Here is a 21781-nt window from a genome sequence, read left to right as displayed (position 1 = left end):
TTACTGGACCAGCCCTTCGGCGCGCATCGCCTGCTGAACGGAATCGCGGGCCGCCACGCGGCTCATGAAGGCCTGAAGCCTCGGCCAGGGCTCCAGCGCGATCCCGACATGGCCGCCCCAGTTCACCACGGTGAAGAGGTAGGCGTCGGCGACGCTGAAGTCTTTGCCAAGCAGATGGTCGCGCCCGTCCGAGAGGGTCTTCTCGACATGATCGAGGCGCCTGGCGACTATGGCACGGGCGTCGCGCTTGCCGTCCTCGCTGGTGGTGGGGCGAAACAGCGGGGCAAAGGCCTTGTGCAGCTCGGTGGCGACGAAATTGAGCTCCTCCTGCAACCGCGCCCGGGCGAAGGTGCCGGCTTTGGGGGCGAGATCGGCATCGGGAGCAAGGTCGGCGATGAACTGGACGATGGCCGCGCCTTCGGTCAGCACCGCGCCGTCGTCGAGCTGCAGGGCCGGCACGTAGCCCTTCGGGTTGACGGTTGCGAAGGCCTTGCCCGTTTCCGTGGTGCCGGCCCTGGTGTCGACCTTCTCGATGGTGAAGGGCAGCCTGGCCTCGCGCAGCGCGATATGGGGGGAAAGCGAGCAGGCGCCGGGCGAATAATAGAGCTTCATGTCCGTCGGTCTCCGTGTTGGCAGTGCGGCGGAGTTAGGCGGAGTTGATAACTTTTGTATACGTAATAACTTGTTGTAACCGAATTTTCAGGTATCATTCCGGTAACCGGAGCTTTGCTGTCATGGCCTTGAAAATTCGACGGAATCGCGCGCCAAAGCCGCCGCAGACCTGCGATATCGGGACCTGCATGCAGATCCTCGGCGGAGCCTGGACGCCAAATGTGGTTTGGCTTTTGAGCGGCGGCCCGCGCCGTTTCGGCGAGCTCAGGCGCGACATTCCGCTGATCTCCGCGAAGATGCTGAGCGCAAGGTTGCGGGCGCTGGAGGAGAAGGGCGTGGTGGCGCGCCGGGTCGTGCCGAGTTCGCCGCCTTCGGTCGAGTACAAGCTGACCGCGCTGGGCGAGGAACTGATGCCGGCGATCCAGGCGATCGCAGGCGTGGGCGTCAAACTGAAGGCGCAGGCGCTTGCAGCGGCGCAGGCGGCCTGAGCCTATTCGCGTCTGAGCGCCTCGATAGGGTCGAGCCGCGCCGCTTGGCGCGCCGGGTAGAAGCCGAAGAAGACGCCGATCATTCCGGAGACACCGACCGCGATCAGGATCGTCTCGATCGAGACGACGGATGGCCAGCCGGCGAAATTCGCGATGGTCAGCGCCGCTGCGATGCCGAGCGCGATCCCGACCGCGCCGCCGATCGTCGCCAATGTGGTCGCCTCGATCAGGAACTGCGCGAGCACATCACGCTGGCGCGCGCCGACGGCGAGCCTGAGCCCGATCTCGCGGGTACGCTCCGTGACCGAGACCAGCATGATGTTCATGATGCCGATGCCGCCGACCAGGAGCGAGACGGCGGCGACGGCCGCGAGCAGCCAGGATAGCGTGTTGGCGGCGGCGGTGGCGGTGTTGGCGATCTCGGTCAGGTTGCGGATGATGAAGTCGTCATCCTGCTCCTCGGCGAGGCGATGGCGCTGGCGCAGCAAGGCGCGCGTCTGCTCGATGCCGGGATCGATCGCCTGCTCGTTGGCGAATTTCACCATCACCGTCTGGACCGAGGCGTCGCGGGCGTAGTTGCGCCCGACGATGCGGCGGCGGCCGGTGTCGAGCGGCACGAAGATGACGTCGTCCTGGTCCTGGCCGAGCGCCGACTGGCCCTTGCCCGCCATCACGCCGATGACCTTGAAGGGCACGTTGCGGATGCGGAACTGCTGGTCGAGCGGGTTGACCTCGCCGAAAAGGTTCTTCGCCACCGTCTGGCCGATGACGGCGACGATCCCGCCGCGGCGCAATTCCTCCGGCTCGAACAGACGCCCCTCCGCGATATCCCATTCGCGTGCAGTGAAGAAATCAAGATCGGTCGCGGTGATCTGCGTCGACCAGTTCGTGCCGGCAAAGACCGCCTGGGCGCGGGTGACGAGAATGGGGGCGGCGGCTACGACGTCGTCGACCTCGCGAATGATGGCGCGAGCGTCCTCGTCCGTCAGCGTCGAGGAGGCGCCGGCTCCCAGCCTGACGCCGCCTTGCGTGACATTGCCGGACTGGATGATCGCGAGATTGGCGCCGAGCGACTTGATCTGCGCGGTGACGCGCTCGCGTGCGCCCGAGCCGATCGCGACCATGGCGATGACGGCGGCGACACCGATGATGATGCCGAGCATGGTCAGCGCCGAGCGCAAGGCATTGGCGCCGATGGCCGACAGCGCCGAACGGATCGCTTCGATCAGGCTCATGCCGCGACCTCGGTTGCCGATGGGGGGCTCTCCAGAGCGGCGAGGGCGGTGCGAGCGTCGGCCGCCTCCTGCCTTTCGTCGGACAGCAGATGGCCGTCGCGGAAGCGGATGACGCGGCGGGCGTGGCGCGCCACCTCCGCGTCATGGGTGACGATGACGACGGTGACGCCCTCGCGGTTGAGATCCTGGAACAGGCCCAGGATTTCGAGCGCGGTACGGCTGTCGAGCGCGCCGGTCGGCTCGTCGGCGAGCAGCAGGCGCGGCTGGTTGACCAGAGCGCGGGCGATGGCGACGCGCTGCTGCTGACCGCCTGACAGCTGCATCGGCCGGTGATGGGCGCGGTCTGCCAGGCCGACGCGGTCGAGCGCGGCGAGCGCGCGCGCCTTGCGCGTCCGGCCGTCGATCCCGGCATAGACCATCGGCAATTCGACATTGGCGCAGGCGTCGACACGCGGCAGCAGGTTGAACTGCTGGAAGACGAAGCCGAGCTTGCGGTTGCGCAGTTCGGCGAGGCCGTCGCTGGAGAGCGTCTCGACCGCGACGCCGTCGAGCCGGTAATGCCCGCCAGTCGGCCGGTCGAGGCAGCCGATCAGGTTCATGAAGGTCGATTTGCCCGATCCCGACGGGCCCATGACCGCGACGAGATCGCCGGTCTCGATTGCGAGCGAGACGCGGTCGAGCGCGGTGACGCGGCCGGAATCGAGGTCGTAGACCCGGGAGAGTTCCTGCGCTTCGATCAGGGGCATTGCGTGTCTCCCTCCGTCATTCCGGGGCGGCCCGAAGGGCCGAACCCGGAACCCACGACCGGGTGCACGTGATTGATCGGGCTTAAAATTGGCTTCGCCCAGTCGTGGGTTCCGGGTTCGCCGCTGCGCGACGCCCCGGAATGACAGAGGAGGGCAGGCAAGCCCGACATCGCCATCAGAACAACCGCGGGCCGCGCGCCGGCGGGCCGCCGGCGGGAGCTGCGGGGCCGGCCGGGCGGGGGCCGCCGCCGATGATGACCTGTGTCGCGTCCTTGATGTCGCCCGCGAGGATCTCGGTATAGGCGCCGTCGGTCGGCCCCAGCATGATGGTGACCGCCTTGGGCTGGCCCTCAGCATCGAGCGTGTAGACCCGGCCCGGAGTGCCTGTCTGTTGCGGGCTCGGGCGGCCCTCCCGCACCAGCGCCTCGAATTTCGCACGACGCTCGGGGTCGAGCACGGCGGTGATCTTCTTGATCATCTCGATGCGGGCGGTGCGGAAGGCGGCGCGACGCTCCTCCTCGGAGAGGCCGGCCAGCGCCTCGCGCCCGCCGCGCCGCTCCTGGAAGATCGCGGCGATGGCCTGCTTCTGCTCAGGCGTGGGTTGGATGTCGGTTTCGATGCGCTCGCGCAGGGCGGCTGCGCTGCGATTGCCGCCGCCCGCCTGCTGGCTCTGAGCGGCCACGGGCAGCACCACCGGCGCAGGGCCTTGGGCCACGCCGACAGGGCGGAAACGCAACGCCGCATTGGGCGCGCGCAGGACGTTGTCGCGGTCCTCGGTGACCACCTGGAGATTGGCGGTCATGCCGGGCAGCAGCGCCATGTCGCTGTTCGCGACGCGGACCACCCCGGTATAGGTGACGACGTTCTGGATCGTCTGCGCGCCGAGCCGGACCATTTCGACATGGCCCTCGAAGGTGCGGTTGGGATAGGCGTTGACGGTGAAGCTGACCGCCTGGCCAACCTTCAGGCGGCCGACATCGGCCTCGTCGATATTGGCGTAAATGTCGATGACGCGCAGATCCTGCGCGATCAGGAACAAAGTCGGCGTCGAGAGCGAGGCCGCGACCGTCTGGCCAAGATCGACCTGGCGCTGGACCACGACACCGTCGACCGGCGAGCGGATATCGGTGCGCTCCAGATCGATCAAGATGTCCTTGAGCTTGGCGTCGCGCTGCGAGATCGCCGCCTCGCCGGACTGGACCTGGCCTTCGGCCAGCAGGATGTCGGCGTCGAGCCCGTTGAGTTCCGCCTTGGCGGAGGTGATCTGCGCCTCGCAGGAGGCGAGCGTCGCCGTCTGGACCTCGACTTGTGTGCGCGCCGTGTCGAGGTTCTGCTGCGAGCCGGCCTTGCGCGAGAACAATTCGTTCTGGCGCTCGAAGGTGCGCTTGGCGTCTGCGAGCTGGGCTGCTGTACGGTCGCGCTGGGCCTCAAGATCCTTGATCGTCGAATTGGCCCTGACCCGGGTCGAGCGCGCCCGGTCGAGCTGGGCGCGCTTGACCATGAGGTCGGCCCTGGCTTGCGAAACATCGGCCTGGGCTGCGTCGCGGCGGGTCTTGATCTGGTCGCTGTTCAATCGCGCGACGACCTGGCCGGCCTTCACCTGCGAATTGTAATCGGCGAGAATCTCGACGATCTGGCCCGAAAGCTGCGAGCCGACGAGGACGGTGGTGACCGGGGTCAGCGTGCCGGTCGCGCGCACGGCGGCGGTGATCCGGCCGCGATCGAGCGCGGCCGTGCGGTAAGCGGCGTCGTTCGCCGAGCCACCGGTCGGACGCAAGGTCCAGTAGCCGGCTGCGATGGCGAGCACCGCCAGTCCCGATCCGATCAGCCACTTGCGCAAAGTCGTTCCCCGATCCGGCGCCGCTCCGAGAATGGGCGCGCACTTGATCACAGAATGCCAGAATCGCGCGGCTTTCGCGAGTTAACTTCCGGCAATGTTGCGCAACGTCATTGTCGCAATCAGGCGGTGCGCGCTTCCCTGGTCATGGCCAGCAGGTCGCGCAAGGTGGTGATCGTCGAGGCGTCGGCGACGCCGTCGACCTTCTCCGGCCGCCAATGGCGCTGGAAGGCCGCAACCACGGCCTCGAGTGCCTCATCGAAGACGCCGTCGACCGTCACGCCATAGCCCAGCATCGCGAACATCGCCTGCAGCGCCTCGACCGGCTGGCCGCTTTCGCCGCGCGCCAGGAAACGGCCGCTGCGGATCGGTGCGGGGCTCGCCCAGACGCCGACGCCGGCCTCGGCGAAATACCGCCAGGGGAATTTCTCGCCGGGGTCGATCTTGCGGCCAGGCGCGATGTCGGAATGAGCGAGCACGCGCTCGGGCGGGATGGCCCAGCGCTCGCAGATGTCGCGGCAAAGGTTGAGGGTTGCCGCGATCTGCTCGGGCGGGAAATCGGGCAAGCCGCCGGGATGGCCGGGATTGGCGATCTCGATGCCGATCGAGCAGGAGTTGATGTCGGTCTCGCCGGCCCAATGCGAGGCTCCGGCATGCCAGGCGCGGCGCTCCTCCGGTACGAGCTGCAGCGTGTGGCCGTTCTCGAAGACGAAATAATGCGACGAGACCTGCGAGACCGGGTTGCACAGCCACTGCAGCGCCTCGCCGGCGTCGCTCATGCCGGTGTAGTGCAGGATCAGCATGTCCGGGCGGCGGGCCGGGGTATCATCGCCCGCACCATTGCCGCTGGGCTTGCGTTCGCCATGGTTCGGAGACGGAAAGATCTTGGCCGCGAAGCGGCTGTCGGGATGGGTGGTTTGGTTCATGCTGGGGTCTCTCAGGCCGGCTCGCGCGGGCGCTTGGTCGCCAGATCCTTGGCCGCCAAGCCGCGTTCCGCCTCGATCGTATCCCAGGCGGCGTTGATCGCGGCGAGGCGGCGCGTGGCGATGGCCACCGCCTCCTCGGGCAGGCCGCGCGCAATCTCGCGGTCGGGATGGGTTTGCGCGACCAGCTTGCGATAATGCTGCTTCAAGGCGGCATCGTTCATCTCGCGCGTTGCGCCCAGCACCAGATAAGGGTCGTCGGGCCGGCGCATATGGCGCGCCTCGATGCGGGCGAAACCGGCCTCGGTGATGCCGAAGATCGTGGCGACCTCGCGCAGATAGGCGTGCTCGTCCTGATGGATCGCGCCATCGGCCGCCGCGATCAGGAACAGTCCGTCGAGGACATCCTCGAGCAAGGCAGGCTCGTCGCGGAAGGCCTCCGCGATCTGCGTCGCATAGGCCTCGAAGCCGGCGCTGGTCTGCTTGGCTAGGTCGAACAGGCTTTCGATGCGGGCCTGCTGGTCGGGCGGTACGATGACGATGCGCCGGAAGGCGGCGATCTCGTCGCGCGTCACGACGCCGTCCGAGCGCGCCATCTTGGCCGCGAGCGCGACCAGCCCTGTGGTGAAGACGAGCTCGCGCGGGGCCGGCCCGAACGGCGCGCCCTCCCTGTCGATCAGGACATGGCCGGCGACAGCGCCAATCAGCGCGCCGAGCGGGCCGCCGAGCGCAAGACCGAGGCCGCCACCGCTCAGCGCCCCCCAGAATGACGAAACCATGATACGGGCAACTCCCGGCCTGACCTGGTGGATGAGGATAGTGACGATGGGCCGCGTCGGACAGGCCGGCTTGGCGCGCGATGGTGCTGTCGGCGATATTTTTTTGCTGCGGCGTTGCCCGAGGGGCGATTTCACCACTCCGACCGTGAAATGCGTCCTCAATGGGGCAATGTCTTCGGTCGAGATTGTCGTTGCGTCAACGCAACCCTTGGTTGCTCGCTGTTGATTCGAATACATGCCGAATACTCCAGCGATAAATATCGAATAATTTCCTGTTGATAGCGGCAAAGCATAGTTTTGTTATGTGCCGTGTCAGATTATAGTCACATTTACTGATCATTTGCCTCAGCCCTTCAGCCATGTTCCAGCATGAAGGGTAGAATTGATCATGCGATATACCACAAGTGCCGCCGCCGTTTTCGCGATTTGCCTCATCGGATTTCAGCCTGCCAGGGCTGAATCGGTCAATAACGAAAAGGATGCGCTGGCGTTCATTGTGAGGGACGCCGAGATCGCTCGCGAGAAGGCAGCCGCGCAGGGTGGGCACGAGACCGCGAAGACAGAAAAGGCCTCGCAGGCACGGCTTGCCCGCTCCGGGAAGACGGCGGCGCGCGCAGTCCCTGCACTGGCCGCGCCGGCCGGTTCCGAGGGTCTCAAGGCGCTGGTCGCGCGCCATGCCGCGGCCAATGGCGTGCCGTTCGCGCTGGCCGATGCCGTCGTGCGGATCGAGAGCCGCTACAATCCCCGCGCCAGCCATGCCGGCAATTTCGGCTTGATGCAGATCCGCCACCAGACCGCGCGCGGCCTGGGCTATACCGGCGGGGCCGGTGGCCTGCTCGATGCCGAGACCAATGCACGCTTTGCGATGAAATATCTGGCTCAGGCCTATCGCCTTGCCGGTGGCGACACCTGCAAGACCGTGATGAAATATCAGAGCGGCCACATGACCGAGCGGATGAGCGGCGCTAACCGGACCTATTGCGCCAAGGTCCGCACCATCACCGCCCATAGCTGAGCCACGGCCCGGCCGGCTTGACGCGGCGCGCCCAAGCGCGCACTAGCGACCCGCCAGTCGGCCGGACGGCCGCTCCCGTTCGCGGGGGAGGGAAAGTCCGGGCTCCACGGAAACACGGTGCCGGATAACGTCCGGCGGGGGCAACCCCAGGGAAAGCGCCACAGAGATCGAACCGCCTTCTGCCAAGCGCTTTGGCGCCTCGGTGCGAAGGTAAGGGTGAAAAGGTGCGGTAAGAGCGCACCGCGGACCCGGCAACGGGGACGGCATGGCAAGCCCCACCGGGAGCAAAACCGAATAGGGACGATGCTTTCCGCGTAAGCGGGGAGGGGCCTGTTTCTGGGCCTTGTCGTCCGGGTTGGTTGCTCGAGGCGCGCAGCAATGTGCGTCCCAGAGGAATGGCCGTCACGTCGGGGGAGCGATCCTCCGGCCATCCAGAACCCGGCTTATAGGCCGACTGGCAATTCTACTCCGGTGGCCGGCTGAAGCGATGCCCTGCGCTTCCGGTGCTCACGGACAAAACGTCCGCTCCGCTCCGGTTCTCGGGCACCGCTCCATCCGGCTCACCGGAGCGAATTGTATCGCGCATTTGCCTCGACGATCACGCGACCTTCAGCTCGACGTCGATATTGCCCTTGGTCGCGTGCGAGTAGGGGCAGACGATATGGGCCTTCTGGACCAGATCTTCGGCCACAGCCTTGTCGATGCCGGGTACCGAGATGGTCAGCTTGACCGCGATGCCGAAGCCGGCGCCGTCATCGCGCGGGCCGATGCCGACATCGGCGCTGACGCGGGCGTCCTCGGGAATCTTCACCTTTTCCTTGCCGGCGACGAATTTCAGCGCGCCGAGGAAGCAGGCGGAATAGCCGAGCGAGAACAATTGCTCGGGATTGGTGCCGTTGCCGCCACCGCCGCCGAGTTCCTTGGGCGTGTTGAGCACGACATCGACATTGCCGCTGTCGGTGGCGGCCTTGCCTTCGCGGCCTCCGGTGGCGGAACCATGAGCGGTGTAGAGGATTTTCATCAGGGATCTCCTTGGAGCGTGTTCGATCTCTTGTGCTACCTATTTAAGTAGTGCACAATTTAATTGTCAACGATCTATATCAATCGATCGCGCGGAGTTGATTGCGTCGCCGGCCGCGTTCTGGTCTTCGGGGTGCAGGAGGCGACGGTTGGCGCTGGGGAGGGAAGCGATGACGACTAAGAAGGTTCCCGAGCAGCATTCGCCCCGACTGGAGGATCAGCTTTGCTTCGCGGTCTATCTCGCGGGCCATGCCTTCAACCGCGTGTATCGCTCGGTTCTGGCCGAGCTCGGCCTGACCTATCCGCAATATCTGGCCATGCTCGTGCTGTGGGAATGTGACGGGTTGACGGTGAAGGCGATGGGCGGGCGGCTCATGCTCGATTCCGGCACGTTGACGCCGCTGCTGAAGCGACTGGAGGCCGCCGGCCTGATCCGCCGCGAGCGCGACCGCGAGGATGAGCGGCAAGTGCGGCTATACCTGACGGCGCAGGGCGAGGGCCTGCGCGAGAAGGGGCGCTGTGTGCCCGACGGCATGGCGCGCGCGCTCGGCGGCGCAGTGGAATCCAGGGATCGGCTGCTGGAGCAGTTGAACGCCTTGCGCGATGCGCTGCTCGCGGCGGCTGAGCCCGCCTAAGGCAGAGCAAAATCTCCGAAAATTATTTTGCATGGGCTGCCGTCCGTACGGCTGCCGCATGGTCGCCGCGGAGGCCGTTTCGGCGTCAATCCGCGCGTGCTTACGGATACTTAACCTTAACGGGCTGTGATGGGGCGAAGCATCGGCAGGCACCTGTCGGCGCATGCGATTCCATTGACGCCCATAAGAACCCATGCTATCCCAAATCATCCCGTCGAAGCAGACAGGCGACAGTCAGGTCAAGGTCCGTGTGCCGCGCGGATTTCGGCTCGCCCTCACGCTTTGCCTGCTTCGACGGGGTGTCATGATCCCGGCCGTTGCCGAGCCGGGCATGCATGTGAAGAGCAGGCCGGGAGGCGGCGTTGACAGACCGCTTCGTCTCGAACTTCACCAATCGGCTCGACGCCAAAGGGCGCGTGTCCATTCCTGCGAGTTTCCGATCGGTCCTGGCGAAGGACGGCTACGAGGGGCTTTACGTCCACCGCACGCTGGATCTGCCGGCGCTGGATGCGGGCGGTCACGCCTTGCGGGCGACGATCGACGATATCCTGGCGCGCTTCTCGCCCTTCTCGGACGAATGGGAATTGCTGTCGACGGCGCTGAACGGCGCCTCGGAGGTGCTGAAAGTCGATCCGGAGGGACGCATCATGCTCAGCGAGGCGCTGAAGACGCATGCCGGCATCGGCGATGCGGTGACCTTCGTCGGCCACGGCCACAAGTTCCAGCTCTGGGAGCCCTCTCGCTTCGAGGCGCATCTGGAGGCGGCGCGGACGCGCCTGCGCGACGTCAAGCGCAGCTTGGGAGCATCATTGCCTGCTCCAGCTACTTCGGGGGCGGGGACATGAGGGGGCGTCGCAGGCCCGACGAGGTCGCGGTCGATACGGGCGCCCGCCATGTGCCGGTGCTGCTGACCGAGGTTCTGCAGGCGCTCGCACTGCAGCCGGGCGGCCGCTATCTCGACGGCACCTTCGGGGCCGGCGGCTATGCCCGCGCTCTGCTCGAAGCTGCGCCCGGCGCGACCCTTCTGGGGCTCGACCGCGACCCGACGGCAATTGCGGGCGGGGCGGATCTCGTCGCCGAGATGGCTGGCCGGCTGACCTTGTCGCAGGCGCGCTTCGGCGAGCTCGCCGAGGAGGCACGGCGCTTCCAGATGGCGCCGCTCGACGGCGTGGTGCTCGATATCGGCGTCTCCTCCATGCAGATCGATCAGGCGGAGCGCGGCTTCTCGTTTCGCTTCGACGGGCCGCTCGACATGCGCATGGGGCGCGAGGGCCAAAGCGCTGCCGACATCCTCAACGAGACCGAGGAAGGGCTGCTCGCCAACATCTTCTATCACTATGGCGAGGAGCGGCGTTCGCGCGCCGTGGCGCGCGCCGTTGTCGAGGCGCGGCGCAAGGAGCCGCTGACGACGACAAAGCAGCTTGCCGATCTCGTCGCCGGCATCGTCCGGACCGAGCCTGGCGGGGCGCATCCCGCGACGCGGGTGTTCCAGGCCTTGCGCATTGCGGTCAATGACGAGCTCGGGGAGCTGGTCAAGGCGCTGCACGCCGCCGAAGCCGTGCTCAAGCCCGGCGGGCGGCTGGTCGTGGTGACCTTCCACTCGCTGGAGGACCGCATCGTCAAGCAGTTCATGGCGGCGCGTTCGGGCCGTAGCCCTGCGGGCTCGCGCCACGCGCCCGTGGTCGCCATCGCCGAGCCGACCTTCAGTCTCGTCTCGAAGGGGGCGGTTGCGCCGACAGAGGCCGAGATGCGGCTCAACCCGCGGGCGCGCTCGGCCAAGCTGCGCGCGGCGGAGCGGCTGACCACTGCCGCGCGTGCCGCCGAACCCGATCTGGTGGCACTTGCCGAAGTGCCCGATCCACAGCCGCGCCGGAGGCCCTGAGCGTGATCAAGCTGCTCCATGTCGTCGCCATCGGCGCGCTCGTCTCCTCGGCGCTCTATGCCTACACGATCAAATACGGCACCACTCTGGAGGCCGAGCAATTGCAGAAGATCAAGAGCAAGGCGCAGCGCGAGCGCGACGCTATCGCCGTGCTCAAGGCTGAATGGCAGTTCCTCACCCGTCCCGACCGGTTGCAGACGCTGGCCGATCGCCATCTCGATCTGCAGCCTTTCTCGGTGACGCAGGTCGTGCGGGCCTCCGACATTCCCAATCGCGGCCCCAAGGTCGACGCCATCGGCCGCAAGCTTGAGGATCTCGGGCTCGGCCTGCCGACCGAGACTCCCAGGGATCGCAAGGCGAGTGCAACCACACCCGGAGGCCGGCCATGAGCGTTGAGACGACCTCTGAGCCTGGCGCCGAGGCGCCGCCGCCGGCGCGCCGGCTCTTCAGCTTCCTGCGCGACGTCTTCCGCATGAGCGGCGAGAAGAGCCAGCCGCGCGTCGGCCTGGTGATCCTCGCCTTCTCCGCGCTGTTCCTCGCCATCACCGGCCGGCTCGTCATGCTGGCGACGCTGCCGGGCGAGCAGGTCGGCCTGCGCCGGGCCACCGCGAATGCGATCTCCGCCGCGCGGCCCGATATCCTCGATCGTAACGGCGTGGTGCTGGCGACCGATATCAGGACGGTCTCGGTCTTCGCCGAGCCGCGAAATATCCTCGACAAGGACGAGGCGACGGAGCTCCTGACCGCCGTCCTGCCCGACCTCGACGCCAAGGAGCTGCGCGAGAAGCTCGGCACTAAGAAGGGCTTCGTCTGGGTCAAGCGTGAGATCACGCCGCGCCAGCAGGCGGAGGTCCACCGGCTCGGCATTCCAGGCGTCGGCTTCGTGCCCGAGAACAAGCGCGTCTATCCCAACGGGCCGGCCGCCGCCCATGTGCTAGGCTTCGCCAGCATCGACAATGTCGGCATCGCCGGCATCGAGAAATACATCGACACGCAGGGCCTGCAGGATCTGTACGGGGCGGGGCTCGCGACGCAGGCCTCCGACCTGAAGCCGGTGACGCTCTCGGTCGATCTGCGCGTCCAGCACCTGCTGCGCGACGAGCTGGTCAAGGGCATGGAGCGGTTCAAGGCGATCGCTGCCGCCGGCGCCATCCTGGACGTCAACACCGGCGAGGTGCTGGGGTTGGTCTCGCTGCCGGATTTCGACCCGGGCAATCCGGTCGATGCGCTCGAGAAGGACCGGATCAACCGGATGAATGTCGGCGTCTACGAGATGGGCTCGACCTTCAAGGCGCTGACCATCGCGATGGCGCTGGATTCAGGCAAGGCCAACATCAATTCGAGCTACTCGACCGCGGGCGGGATGATGCGCTTCGGCCGACAGGTCATCAAGGAATACCACGGCACGGGGCGCACGCTGACGGTGCCGGAGGTGTTCGTGCATTCGTCGAACATGGGTTCGATCAAGATGGCGCTCTCTGTCGGCGTCGAGGGCCACAAGGCCTTCCTGAAGAAGATGATGCAGCTCGACCGGATGACGACGGAACTGCCCGAGAGCGCCGCTCCGATCGTTCCGAGCCGCTGGGGCGAGATCAACACGGCGACGATCGCCTTCGGTCACGGGCTCGCGGTCGCGCCGATCCAGGCGATGGCTGCGGTGGGCGCGCTGGTCAATGGCGGCACCTTCATCACCCCGACCTTCCTCAAGCGTTCCGAGGAGGACGCAAGGAAGACCGGCGTGCGCGTGATCAAGCCGGAGACCTCGGAGGCGATGCGCTTCATCATGCGCCTCAACGGCGAGAAAGGCTCGGCCCGCAAGGCCGATATCGCGGGCTATTTCGTCGGCGGCAAGACCGGCACGGCCGAAAAGGTCATCAACGGGCGCTATGCGAAGAACCGCAACTTCACCACCTTCACGGCGATTGCGCCCTCCGACAAGCCGCGCTTCCTCTTCCTTGCGATCTATGACGAACCCAAGGGCTACGCCGAAAGCGGCGGCTATTCGACGGCGGCATGGAACGCCGGCGTCACCACCGGTAGGGTCATCGAGCGCGCTGCACCGATCCTCGGCCTGGCGCCGCGCTTCGAGCCTCCGATCGCGCCGTTCCCGCTGATGGCGAAGCTCGGGGCCTGGGGCAGTCGTTGATACGATGGGGTTGGTGTGGGCAGGCAGGGCTTTGACCGAGCGATGAATGCGCGAAACTGGAGCCTCGGCCAACTCTTTCCCGGAGCCTTCCCCTCCGACACGGACCGCAGCGTAACGGGTGTCGCCTTCGACAGCCGCAAGGCCGCGCCCGGCGCGGTCTTCGTGGCACTGGCCGGGGCCAAGGCAGACGGCGCGCGCTTCATCGCGGACGCGGTCGCGCGCGGTGCGACCGCCATCGTCTCGGGCCAGCCCAGACCGCAGGATCTCGATGGCGCGGTCGCCTTCGCGCAGGTCGAGGATCCGCGCCTCGCTCTGTCTCTGGCCGCTGCGGTTGTTCATCCGCGCCAGCCCGCAACCATCCTTGCGGTGACGGGCACGAGCGGCAAATCCTCGGTCGCCGACTTCACACGCCAGATCTTCCAGGTGCTCGGCCATGAGGCGGCGAGTCTCGGCACGGTTGGCATCGTCACCTCCAAGGGCTCGAAATACGGCTCGCTGACGACGCCCGATCCGCTGTCGCTGCACGCCTCGCTCGACAAGCTCGCCGGCGAGGGCATTACGCATCTGGCGATGGAAGCCTCCTCGCATGGGCTCGACCAGCGTCGGCTCGACGGGGTGCGGCTTGCTGCCGGCGCCTATCTCAATCTCGGCCGCGACCATCTCGATTACCACCCGACCGTCGAGGACTATCTCGACGCCAAGCTGCGGCTCTGGGACCTGCTGCCCGCTGGCGCGCCGGTCGTGATCAATCGCGACGGCGCGTTTGCCGACAAGGCCGCCGCCACCGCTGTAGCGAAGGGCCATCCCATCATCGGCGTCGGCCGTAGCGGTGAGACGCTGACATTGCTGGAGGTGCTGCGGGAGGGCTTTTCGCAGCGTCTGCGGGTTCGCGCGCATGGCCGGGAGATCGAGGTCGTGCTGCCGCTGGTCGGCGATTTCATGGCCGGCAACGCACTGGTCGCTGCCGGGCTCGCTGTCGCGGCGGGCGAGATGCCGGAGGCTGCGCTCAACACCTTGTCGGGCCTCGTCGGCGTGCCGGGACGGCTCGAACGCGTCGGCTCGCTGAAGGGCGGGCTCGCCGTCGTCGATTTCGCCCATAAGCCCGACGCCCTGGAGGCTGTGCTTGCGACCTTGCGACCCTATGCGGCGGGGCGTCTGATCTGCGTTTTCGGCTGCGGCGGCGATCGCGATCGCGGCAAGCGGCCGGTGATGGGCCAGATCGCGGCCGATCTCGCCGATCTGGCGATCGTGACCGACGACAATCCACGCACCGAGGATCCCGCAATGATCCGGGCCGAGATCCTGGCGGCCTCGCCCAAGCTGACCGAGATCGGCGACAGGGCGAAGGCCATTCGCCACGCTGTCGGCTTGCTGGGAAGAGGCGATGTCCTCGTCGTAGCCGGAAAAGGCCATGAAACCGGCCAGATCATCGGCGACCGGACATTGCCGTTCTCGGATCAGGACGTAGTGCGGGCGGCGATTGCGGAGATGGATCAATGAGCGCGCCCTTGTGGAGCGGAGACAGCCTGGTCGCGGCCATGGGCGCGCGGCTTGCCGGGGCGACGCCGGCCGCTGTGACCGGGGCTTCGATCGATACCCGCACGCTGGAGCCGGGCGACGCCTTCTTCGCCATCCAGGGGGAGGCGCGCGACGGCCATGAGTTCGTCGCCGGGGCGCTCGCGAAAGGTGCCGCGCTCGCGGTGATCGACGAGGCGCATGCCGCACGATTTAGCGGCGAGGGGCCTTACGCCGTGGTGCCCGACGTGCTGCGGGCGATGGAGCTGGCCGGCGCGGCGCGCCGGGCCGAACTCAAGGCTCAGGTCGTCGCAGTGACGGGCTCCGTCGGCAAGACCGGCACCAAGGAGGCGCTGCGGCTCGTCCTGTCGCGTCAGGGCAAGACGCATGCGCCGGTCGCCTCCTACAACAATCACTGGGGCGTGCCGCTGACTTTATGTCGTACTCCTCGCGACGTGGTATATGGGGTCTATGAAATCGGCATGAGCAACCCCGGCGAAATCCTGCCGTTGGCCCGGCTCGTGCGCCCGCATGTCGCGATCATCACGACGATCCAGCCGGTGCATCTGGCGGCCTTCGCCTCGCTCGAAGGCATCGCCGAGGAAAAAGCCTCGGTGTTCTGGGCTCTGGAGCCCGGCGGCACGGCCATCATCAACGCCGACATCCCGCAGACCGAGCTTTTGCGCAGTCTCGCCAAGGCCGGCCCTGCCGGGTGCATCATCAGCTTCGGCGAGAGCATGGATGCCGATGTCAGGCTGGTTTCCTGCGCGCTGAAGCCCGATGTCTCCACGGTCGACGCCGTCGTGATGGGCCAGCCGGTCACCTATCGGCTCGGCAGCCCGGGCAAGCATATCGTGCTGAATTCGCTCGCGGTTCTCGCTGCCGTTACGGCGCTTGGCGCCGACCTCGCTTTGGCGGCGCTGGCGCTGGGCGATCTCAAGCCGCCGGCCGGCCGGGGCGCAAGGCAGATCCTGCAAGGGCCGGGCGGGGCCTTCGCGCTGATCGACGAGAGCTATAACGGCAACCCTGCCTCGATGCGGGCGGCGATCGAGAATCTCGGCCGCATGCCGGTCTCCGGGCGCGGCCGGCGCGTTGCCGTGCTGGGCGACATGCTGGAGCTCGGGCCGAGCGGGCCCGACCTCCACAAGGGCCTGGCCGAGGTCGTCCTCGGCAACGGCGTCGACAAGGTTTTCGCCTGTGGCCCATTGATGCGCGGGCTCTACGACAGCTTGCCATCCACTCTCAGGGGTGCTTATGCCGCCCAGTCGAGCGGGCTTGAGCCGCTCGTACTGGATGCGATCAGGGCCGGCGACGTCGTCACGGTCAAGGGGTCGCTGGGTTCGCGCATGGGGCCGATCGTGAAGGCGATCGTGGCGCGTTTTCCGACCCTGCAGGCCGATGAATAGAACAAGAGACTGAAAACCGATGCTCGTCTGGCTCGCCGATTTCTCCGGCACGTTCCCGATCCTGAACGTGTTCCGCTACATCACCTTCCGCGTCGGTGGGGCGACCGCGACTGCGTTGCTCTTCGTCTTCTTCTTCGGTCCGGCCGCGATCTCCTGGCTGCGCATCAAGCAGGGCAAGGGCCAGCCGATCCGCACTGACGGGCCGGAATCCCATCTCGCCAAGCGCGGCACGCCGACCATGGGCGGCTTGATGATCCTGGCCGGGCTGTTCGCGGCGACGCTGCTCTGGGGCAATCTGCGCAACGCCTATGTCTGGGTCGTGCTCGGGGTGGCGGCGAGCTATGCCGCGATCGGTTTCTACGACGACTACCTGAAGGTGACGAAGCAGTCGCATAAGGGCTTTTCCGGTAAGGCGAGGCTCCTGCTGGAGGTCGCGATCGCGCTCGTCGCCTGCAGCGTCATCATGCAGCTCGGCCCTGCCGGCATCTCGTCGGGCTTCGCCATGCCCTTCCTCAAGGAACTGGTCATTCCGCTCGGCCTGTTCTTCCCGCTGGTCACGGCCTTCGTCGTGGTCGGCGCCGGCAACGCGGTCAATCTGACCGACGGGCTCGACGGGCTCGCCATCGTGCCGGTGATGATCGCGGCGGCGACCTTCGGTTTCATCGCCTATCTCACCGGCAACGCGATCTTCGCCAACTACCTGCAGATCCACCATGTGCCGGGCTCGGGCGAGCTCTCGGTGATCTGCGGTGCGATGATCGGGGCGGGGCTGGGCTTCCTCTGGTTCAACGCTCCGCCGGCGCAAATCTTCATGGGCGACACTGGTTCGCTCGGTCTTGGCGGCATGCTCGGCGTGATCGCCGTCGCGACCAAGCATGAGATCGTGCTCGCCATCGTCGGTGGCCTGTTCGTGATCGAGGCGCTCTCGGTCATCATCCAGGTCGCGGTGTTCAAGCGTACCGGCAAGCGCGTCTTCCTGATGGCGCCGATCCACCATCATTTCGAGAAGCTGGGCTGGACCGAGCCGCAAGTGGTGATCCGCTTCTGGATCATCTCGGTGGTGCTGGCGCTGGTCGGTCTCTCCACGCTCAAGCTGCGCTGATCATGACGCCCGTCACTGTTTTCAAAGGCAAGCGCCTGGCACTGTTCGGGCTCGGCGGCTCGGGGCTGGCGACGGCGCGCGCCCTGAAGGCGGGCGGAGCGGAGGTCGCGGCCTGGGACGACAATCAGGCGAGCCGTGACAAGGCCTCAGTCGAGGGTATTGCGATTGTCGATCTCGCCTCGACGGACTGGGCGGGCTTCGCCGCATTCATCCTGTCGCCGGGCGTGCCGCTGACCCATCCGCAGCCGCATTGGACGGTGGAGAAGGCCAGGGCCGCCGGGGTCGAGATCATCGGCGATGTCGAATTGTTCTTCCGCGAGCGGGGGGCGATCGCACCTGCCGCGCCGGTCGTCTGCATCACCGGCACCAATGGCAAGTCGACGACGACGGCGCTGATCGCGCATGTGCTGCGCCAGGCCGGCCGCGACGTGCAGATGGGCGGCAATATCGGCACGGCCGTGCTGGCGCTGGAGCCGCCGGCGCAAAACCGCATCCATGTCATCGAATGTTCGAGCTACCAGATCGACCTCGCGCCTTCGCTGGCGCCGACCGTCGGCATCCAGATGAACCTGACGCCGGACCATCTCGACCGGCACGGCACTTTCGAACACTACGGCGCGATCAAGGAGCGCCTCGTCGCCCAGTCCGACATCGCCGTGATCGGCGTCGATGACGAGCCGTCCAAGCAGATGGCACGGCGGCGGGCGGCCTCAGGCCGGCCGCTGGTCAAGATCAGCGGCGAGCAGCCGCTGGACGAGGGCGTCTTCGCCGGCATCACGGCCAACGCCGGCAAGCTCGATACCCGCATCGTCCAGGTCAGGGATGGCAAGCCCAAGGTCGTGGCGAATCTCGCCGGCATCGGCAGCTTGCGCGGCTCCCACAACGCCCAGAACGCGGCGGCGGCTTTCGCCGCCTGCTTCGCGCTGGGGCTGAGCGCTGAGGAAATCGCGGCGGGCTTCAAGAGCTATCCGGGCCTGGCCCACCGCATGGAAGAGATCGGCCGGGTCGGCCGTGTCGTCTTCATCAATGATTCCAAGGCGACCAACGCCGATTCCACCGAAAAGGCGCTGACCTCCTTCCGCGACATCTTCTGGATTTTGGGCGGCAAGGCAAAGGAGGGCGGCATCGAGAGCCTGACGCGCTATTTCCCCAACATCGCCAAGGCCTATCTCATCGGCGCGGCGAGCGATCTGTTTGCGGCGACCTTCGATCAGGACGGCCGCGTCAGCTATGAGCGCAGCGGCACGCTCGATGTCGCGGTCGCGGCCGCGACCCGCGACGCGCAGGCCCAGCCCGGCGAAGGCGAGATCGCGGTGCTGCTCTCGCCGGCTTGCGCCTCCTTCGACCAGTTCCCGAATTTCGAGGTGCGCGGCGATGCCTTCAGGGTGCTGGTCAAGGCGCTGCCGGGCTTGGTGCCGTTCGGGGCGGGCTAGCCCGGGACTGCCGGGCGTTCACGCATCACACTGCTACGGGCTCTGTCGCCGCTTGCGAGATGCTGTATCGTCCGCGTCCGGCTTCCTTGGCCGCGTAGAGTTCGCGATCGGCCTTTTGCAGGAGCGCATCGGGCTCGTCGCCCGGTGGCTTGCAAATCGTGACGCCGACGCTCACTCCGACCCTGACTTCGCGTCCGCCGATCATGACCGGCGCGACCACGGTCTCGACCAGGCGCTGGGCCAGGGCGCGGGCCTCGGCCTGCTCCGTGAGCGGCGTCTGAATCAGCGCGAACTCGTCTCCGCTCAATCGCGCGACGATATCCGACGACCGAGCCGCTGCCTTCAGTCGCAGGGCGACCTGGCGCAGGAGCTCGTCGCCGGCGGCATGCCCCAGCGTATCGTTGACCGCCTTGAAGTGATCGAGGTCGAGATAGAGCACGGCGAAGCTTTGGCCATAGCGCCGGATCCGGTCGCACTCCTCCTGGAGGCGCTGGTGGAAAAGGGCGCGGTTGGGCAGCATGGTCAGGTCGTCATGCAGGGCTTTGCGCGCCAATTCGCGATGGGCGACGATCCGGTCGAGGATGGTCATGTGCAGGTGCGCGATCATCTCGAAACCGATGATCAGATAAGCGATCAGCATGACCGCCATCAGGAGATGCTCGGGGTTGCCATTGACCAGGCATGCGACGATCGGCAGGGCCAGCGTCAGGACAAGCTGGATACGGGCGATCATCGGTCTAACCGCGACGCGAATGATCATCCCGCAGGGATAGGCGACCAGCACGGTCGCGATCAGCAATTGCGCTGAGGCATCGTCGCTCAGGAAGACATAAGCCGCGATACCGCCCAGCAGCGCGCAAAACGCGAAACCGCCGATGGCATAGCGGCGCTCCCAGCGTCGGGCCTGTTCGGCGCTTTGGATGCTGGGCCTGGCCCGCCGATAGGCTGCCGTGATCAGAACGCGCCCGGTCGTGACGATCACGGCCGCGATGCTGGCCGCCGCGACGATCTGATCCTCGTACAGGGCCGAACTCATCCACGTCGCCGCGGCCAGAGCGATGCCGACGGTGACGACGGAGGCCAAGGACGTGAACATGATGTCGACGAGCTCGGGCAGGACATTGTCCGGGGCTCGGGCGGGCGCTGTCGTCATGAACCTATCTCCGTGCGTGCAGATAGCATGGAGGGCTTAACTGAAGTTGTCTCGCGGAACTCGAATTCTGCCGGTGTCCGGCTCTACGAAACATCGAAGCCGGGGTGAAAGGTGACTTCGCCTTTCGGAGCTGGTCCCTGGAAGGTCAGGAACTGGAGATAGCCGGGTGGGACATTGCCGTAATGGAGGTCGGGATCGCTCGCGAAGCCGAAGCGTGAGTAGTAAGCGGGGCTGCCGAGCAGGATGCAGCCGGCCGCCTTTATTGTCTTGAGTCTGCCGAGACCATCGTGAATCAAAGCCTGGCCGATGCCCTGGCGTTGCCGGGCGGGCCGCACGGAGACAGGTCCCAGCCCATACCAGTTACCTGGTTCGCCGTTGATCCTGACAGGCGAAAAGGCGACATGGCCGACGATCTCGCCATTCTGACGCGCGACGATCGAAAGTGTCAGTGCCCCTGCCGCCCGCAAGGCGTCGACGATCCTGGCCTCGGTCTGCTGGCTGAAGGGCATGTTCTTGAAGGCTTCATCCGTCAGACGATGGATCGCCAACGCGTCTTCGGGGTGTTCTTGCTCAAGCTGCATAGGGGGCTCCTTGGTGGTTCCTGTGTGCGTCAGCGCTGCCCTCGGAATCAAACGCTTAACCATTCATTGACAGAGTGATTCGGAAACGAGGCGCATCTCTGCGCCGTGCTCGATCTTGGAGCCAAGCATGGTCTCTCGCGCGGAACCCAGTCTCAGTGGCCGCTGGTGGTGGTCGATCGACCGCCTCATCCTCAGCGCTCTCGTGGCGCTGATGGTGTCGGGCGTCGTCCTGCTGATGGCGGGTGGGCCGCCGGTCTCGGAGCGGCTCGGGCTCTCGACCTTCCATTTCGTCAACCGCCAGGCGGTCTATCTGCTGGTCGCGCTGACCGTCGTCGTCGCCGTCTCGTTCATGACGCCGCGCCAGGTCCGGCGTTCGGCCTTGCTGCTCTTCGTGGTCTCGCTCGCCATGGTGGTGGCGACGCTCTATCTCGGTGTCGAGGTCAAAGGCGCGCGGCGCTGGCTGACCATGGGGCCGTTGGGCTCGGTGCAGCCCTCCGAATTCCTCAAGCCAGCCTTCGTCGTGCTCGCGGCCTGGGCCTTCGCCGAAGGCACGCGCCGGCCCGACCTGCCGGGCACGATCATGGCCTTCCTGCTGCTGCCATTGACGATCGTGCCGCTCGTGCTGCAACCCGATTTCGGCCAGACCATGCTGATCACGCTGGTCTGGGCCGGGCTGTTCTTCGTCGCCGGCCTGCACTGGTTCTGGGTACTGGGGCTCGGCGGGGCCGGCGCCTTCGGCATCCTGGTCGCCTATCAGCTCGTGCCGCATGTCCGCGCCCGCATCGAGCGCTTCATGGACAAGGGTTCGGGCGACACCTTCCAGGTCGACACTGCGCTGGAGAGCTTCGCGCAGGGCGGCTGGCTCGGCAAAGGGCCGGGCGAGGGCACCGTGAAGCGCATCCTGCCCGACGCGCATACCGACTTCATCTTCGCCGTCACGGCGGAGGAGTTCGGTATCATCGTCTGCATCGCGCTGGTCATGCTGTTCGCCTTGATCGTGCTGCGCGCGCTGTTCGTGGCGCAGAAGGCCGAGGATCCCTTCGTGCGCCTGGCGACGACGGGCCTCTCGCTGCTCTTCGGCATCCAGGCCGCGATCAACATGATGGTCAATCTGCACATGATGCCGGCCAAGGGCATGACGCTGCCCTTCATCTCCTATGGCGGCTCGTCACTGATCTCGCTCGCGATCGGCACCGGCTTCCTGCTGGCCTTGACGCGCAAACGCCCGCGCGCCGTCGATCTCGGCGCATTCAGGCGCTGACCACGATGGCAA

21 protein-coding genes and 1 other RNA gene are annotated in these 21781 nt (G+C 66.6%); 13 read left to right on the top strand and 9 right to left on the bottom strand.

Annotated elements, in window-relative coordinates; all coding sequences use genetic code 11:
- Nucleotides 1–612 carry a glutathione transferase GstA gene (gene gstA / locus ACSQ3P_RS29895; RefSeq protein WP_436169061.1) on the bottom strand — a complete coding sequence of 204 codons (612 nt, stop codon included), beginning with the start codon at nucleotides 610–612 and terminating at the stop codon, nucleotides 1–3.
- A 188-nt stretch (nucleotides 613–800) separates the two neighbouring features.
- On the opposite strand from gstA, the gene ACSQ3P_RS29890 reads away from it, so the two are divergent.
- Nucleotides 801–1100: a winged helix-turn-helix transcriptional regulator gene (locus tag ACSQ3P_RS29890; RefSeq protein WP_244546283.1), complete on the top strand. Its 300-nt coding sequence runs from the start codon at nucleotides 801–803 to the stop codon at nucleotides 1098–1100.
- A gap of 2 nt (nucleotides 1101–1102) precedes the next feature.
- On the opposite strand, the gene ACSQ3P_RS29885 is transcribed toward ACSQ3P_RS29890, so the two are convergent.
- The 5 genes from ACSQ3P_RS29885 to ACSQ3P_RS29865 form a co-directional block, all read right to left on the bottom strand.
- Nucleotides 1103–2335 (bottom strand): ABC transporter permease, encoded by a 1233-nt coding sequence (locus ACSQ3P_RS29885; protein WP_436169060.1) that lies wholly within the window; start codon nucleotides 2333–2335, stop codon nucleotides 1103–1105.
- Nucleotides 2332–3081: an ABC transporter ATP-binding protein gene (locus ACSQ3P_RS29880; protein WP_436169059.1), complete on the bottom strand. Its 750-nt coding sequence runs from the start codon at nucleotides 3079–3081 to the stop codon at nucleotides 2332–2334. Before ACSQ3P_RS29880 ends, ACSQ3P_RS29885 begins: the two co-directional genes overlap by 4 nt.
- Nucleotides 3082–3256: 175 nt before the next feature.
- Nucleotides 3257–4921: an efflux RND transporter periplasmic adaptor subunit gene (locus ACSQ3P_RS29875; protein WP_436169058.1), complete on the bottom strand. Its 1665-nt coding sequence runs from the start codon at nucleotides 4919–4921 to the stop codon at nucleotides 3257–3259.
- A 119-nt stretch (nucleotides 4922–5040) separates the two neighbouring features.
- On the bottom strand, nucleotides 5041–5844 hold the full coding sequence (locus ACSQ3P_RS29870) for an N-acetylmuramoyl-L-alanine amidase (protein WP_436169057.1): 804 nt from the start codon (nucleotides 5842–5844) through the stop codon (nucleotides 5041–5043).
- A gap of 11 nt (nucleotides 5845–5855) precedes the next feature.
- Complete coding sequence (locus ACSQ3P_RS29865) at nucleotides 5856–6620, bottom strand: TerB family tellurite resistance protein (RefSeq protein WP_436169056.1); 765 nt, start codon at nucleotides 6618–6620, stop codon at nucleotides 5856–5858.
- 388 nt (nucleotides 6621–7008) lie between these two features.
- Here ACSQ3P_RS29865 and ACSQ3P_RS29860 point away from each other — a divergent pair, with 388 nt between their 5' ends.
- Entirely contained in the window at nucleotides 7009–7635 is a 627-nt protein-coding gene (locus tag ACSQ3P_RS29860) for a transglycosylase SLT domain-containing protein (RefSeq protein ID WP_436169055.1), read from the top strand.
- A 53-nt stretch (nucleotides 7636–7688) separates the two neighbouring features.
- Nucleotides 7689–8097: RNase P RNA component class A (gene rnpB / locus ACSQ3P_RS29855), an RNA gene on the top strand.
- Nucleotides 8098–8233: 136 nt separating this feature from the next.
- On the opposite strand, the gene ACSQ3P_RS29850 is transcribed toward rnpB, so the two are convergent.
- Nucleotides 8234–8656 (bottom strand): organic hydroperoxide resistance protein, encoded by a 423-nt coding sequence (locus ACSQ3P_RS29850; RefSeq protein WP_103716502.1) that lies wholly within the window; start codon nucleotides 8654–8656, stop codon nucleotides 8234–8236.
- Nucleotides 8657–8825: 169 nt separating this feature from the next.
- Here ACSQ3P_RS29850 and ACSQ3P_RS29845 point away from each other — a divergent pair, with 169 nt between their 5' ends.
- From ACSQ3P_RS29845 to murD, 9 genes are all read left to right on the top strand, one after another.
- Nucleotides 8826–9290, top strand: coding sequence for a MarR family winged helix-turn-helix transcriptional regulator (locus ACSQ3P_RS29845; protein ID WP_436169054.1), 465 nt, complete (start codon nucleotides 8826–8828; stop codon nucleotides 9288–9290).
- A 362-nt stretch (nucleotides 9291–9652) separates the two neighbouring features.
- Entirely contained in the window at nucleotides 9653–10135 is a 483-nt protein-coding gene (locus tag ACSQ3P_RS29840) for a division/cell wall cluster transcriptional repressor MraZ (RefSeq protein WP_436169053.1), read from the top strand.
- Complete coding sequence (gene rsmH / locus ACSQ3P_RS29835) at nucleotides 10132–11172, top strand: 16S rRNA (cytosine(1402)-N(4))-methyltransferase RsmH (RefSeq protein ID WP_436169052.1); 1041 nt, start codon at nucleotides 10132–10134, stop codon at nucleotides 11170–11172. The genes ACSQ3P_RS29840 and rsmH overlap by 4 nt, the downstream gene beginning before the upstream one ends.
- 2 nt (nucleotides 11173–11174) lie before the next feature.
- Complete coding sequence (ftsL, locus tag ACSQ3P_RS29830) at nucleotides 11175–11561, top strand: cell division protein FtsL (protein ID WP_069692514.1); 387 nt, start codon at nucleotides 11175–11177, stop codon at nucleotides 11559–11561.
- The gene (locus tag ACSQ3P_RS29825; RefSeq protein WP_436169051.1) at nucleotides 11558–13318 is read left to right on the top strand and encodes a peptidoglycan D,D-transpeptidase FtsI family protein; all 1761 of its coding nucleotides are present in this window, start codon (nucleotides 11558–11560) and stop codon (nucleotides 13316–13318) included. The genes ftsL and ACSQ3P_RS29825 overlap by 4 nt, the downstream gene beginning before the upstream one ends.
- Nucleotides 13319–13360: 42 nt before the next feature.
- Entirely contained in the window at nucleotides 13361–14818 is a 1458-nt protein-coding gene (locus ACSQ3P_RS29820) for a UDP-N-acetylmuramoyl-L-alanyl-D-glutamate--2,6-diaminopimelate ligase (RefSeq protein ID WP_436169050.1), read from the top strand.
- A complete protein-coding gene (locus tag ACSQ3P_RS29815) occupies nucleotides 14815–16239 on the top strand; it encodes a UDP-N-acetylmuramoylalanyl-D-glutamyl-2,6-diaminopimelate--D-alanyl-D-alanine ligase (RefSeq protein ID WP_436169049.1) in 1425 nt (474 codons plus the stop codon). Before ACSQ3P_RS29820 ends, ACSQ3P_RS29815 begins: the two co-directional genes overlap by 4 nt.
- A 19-nt stretch (nucleotides 16240–16258) precedes the next feature.
- Nucleotides 16259–17341: a phospho-N-acetylmuramoyl-pentapeptide-transferase gene (mraY, locus tag ACSQ3P_RS29810; RefSeq protein ID WP_436169048.1), complete on the top strand. Its 1083-nt coding sequence runs from the start codon at nucleotides 16259–16261 to the stop codon at nucleotides 17339–17341.
- 2 nt (nucleotides 17342–17343) lie between these two features.
- Entirely contained in the window at nucleotides 17344–18774 is a 1431-nt protein-coding gene (gene murD, locus ACSQ3P_RS29805) for a UDP-N-acetylmuramoyl-L-alanine--D-glutamate ligase (protein WP_436169047.1), read from the top strand.
- A 25-nt stretch (nucleotides 18775–18799) separates the two neighbouring features.
- Here the strand turns inward: murD and ACSQ3P_RS29800 are convergent, their stop codons facing one another.
- A complete protein-coding gene (locus ACSQ3P_RS29800) occupies nucleotides 18800–19927 on the bottom strand; it encodes a diguanylate cyclase domain-containing protein (RefSeq protein WP_436169046.1) in 1128 nt (375 codons plus the stop codon).
- 83 nt (nucleotides 19928–20010) lie between these two features.
- On the bottom strand, nucleotides 20011–20508 hold the full coding sequence (locus ACSQ3P_RS29795) for a GNAT family N-acetyltransferase (RefSeq protein WP_436169045.1): 498 nt from the start codon (nucleotides 20506–20508) through the stop codon (nucleotides 20011–20013).
- A 127-nt stretch (nucleotides 20509–20635) separates the two neighbouring features.
- Here ACSQ3P_RS29795 and ACSQ3P_RS29790 point away from each other — a divergent pair, with 127 nt between their 5' ends.
- On the top strand, nucleotides 20636–21769 hold the full coding sequence (locus ACSQ3P_RS29790) for an FtsW/RodA/SpoVE family cell cycle protein (protein WP_436169044.1): 1134 nt from the start codon (nucleotides 20636–20638) through the stop codon (nucleotides 21767–21769).
- Nucleotides 21770–21781 lie beyond the last annotated feature (12 nt).

It is taken from the genome of Allobosea sp. LjRoot9 (genome assembly GCF_964252745.1).
In the GTDB taxonomy this organism is placed as follows: Bacteria; Pseudomonadota; Alphaproteobacteria; order Rhizobiales; family Beijerinckiaceae; genus Allobosea.
This window is presented reverse-complemented; position numbering and strand designations above follow the sequence as displayed.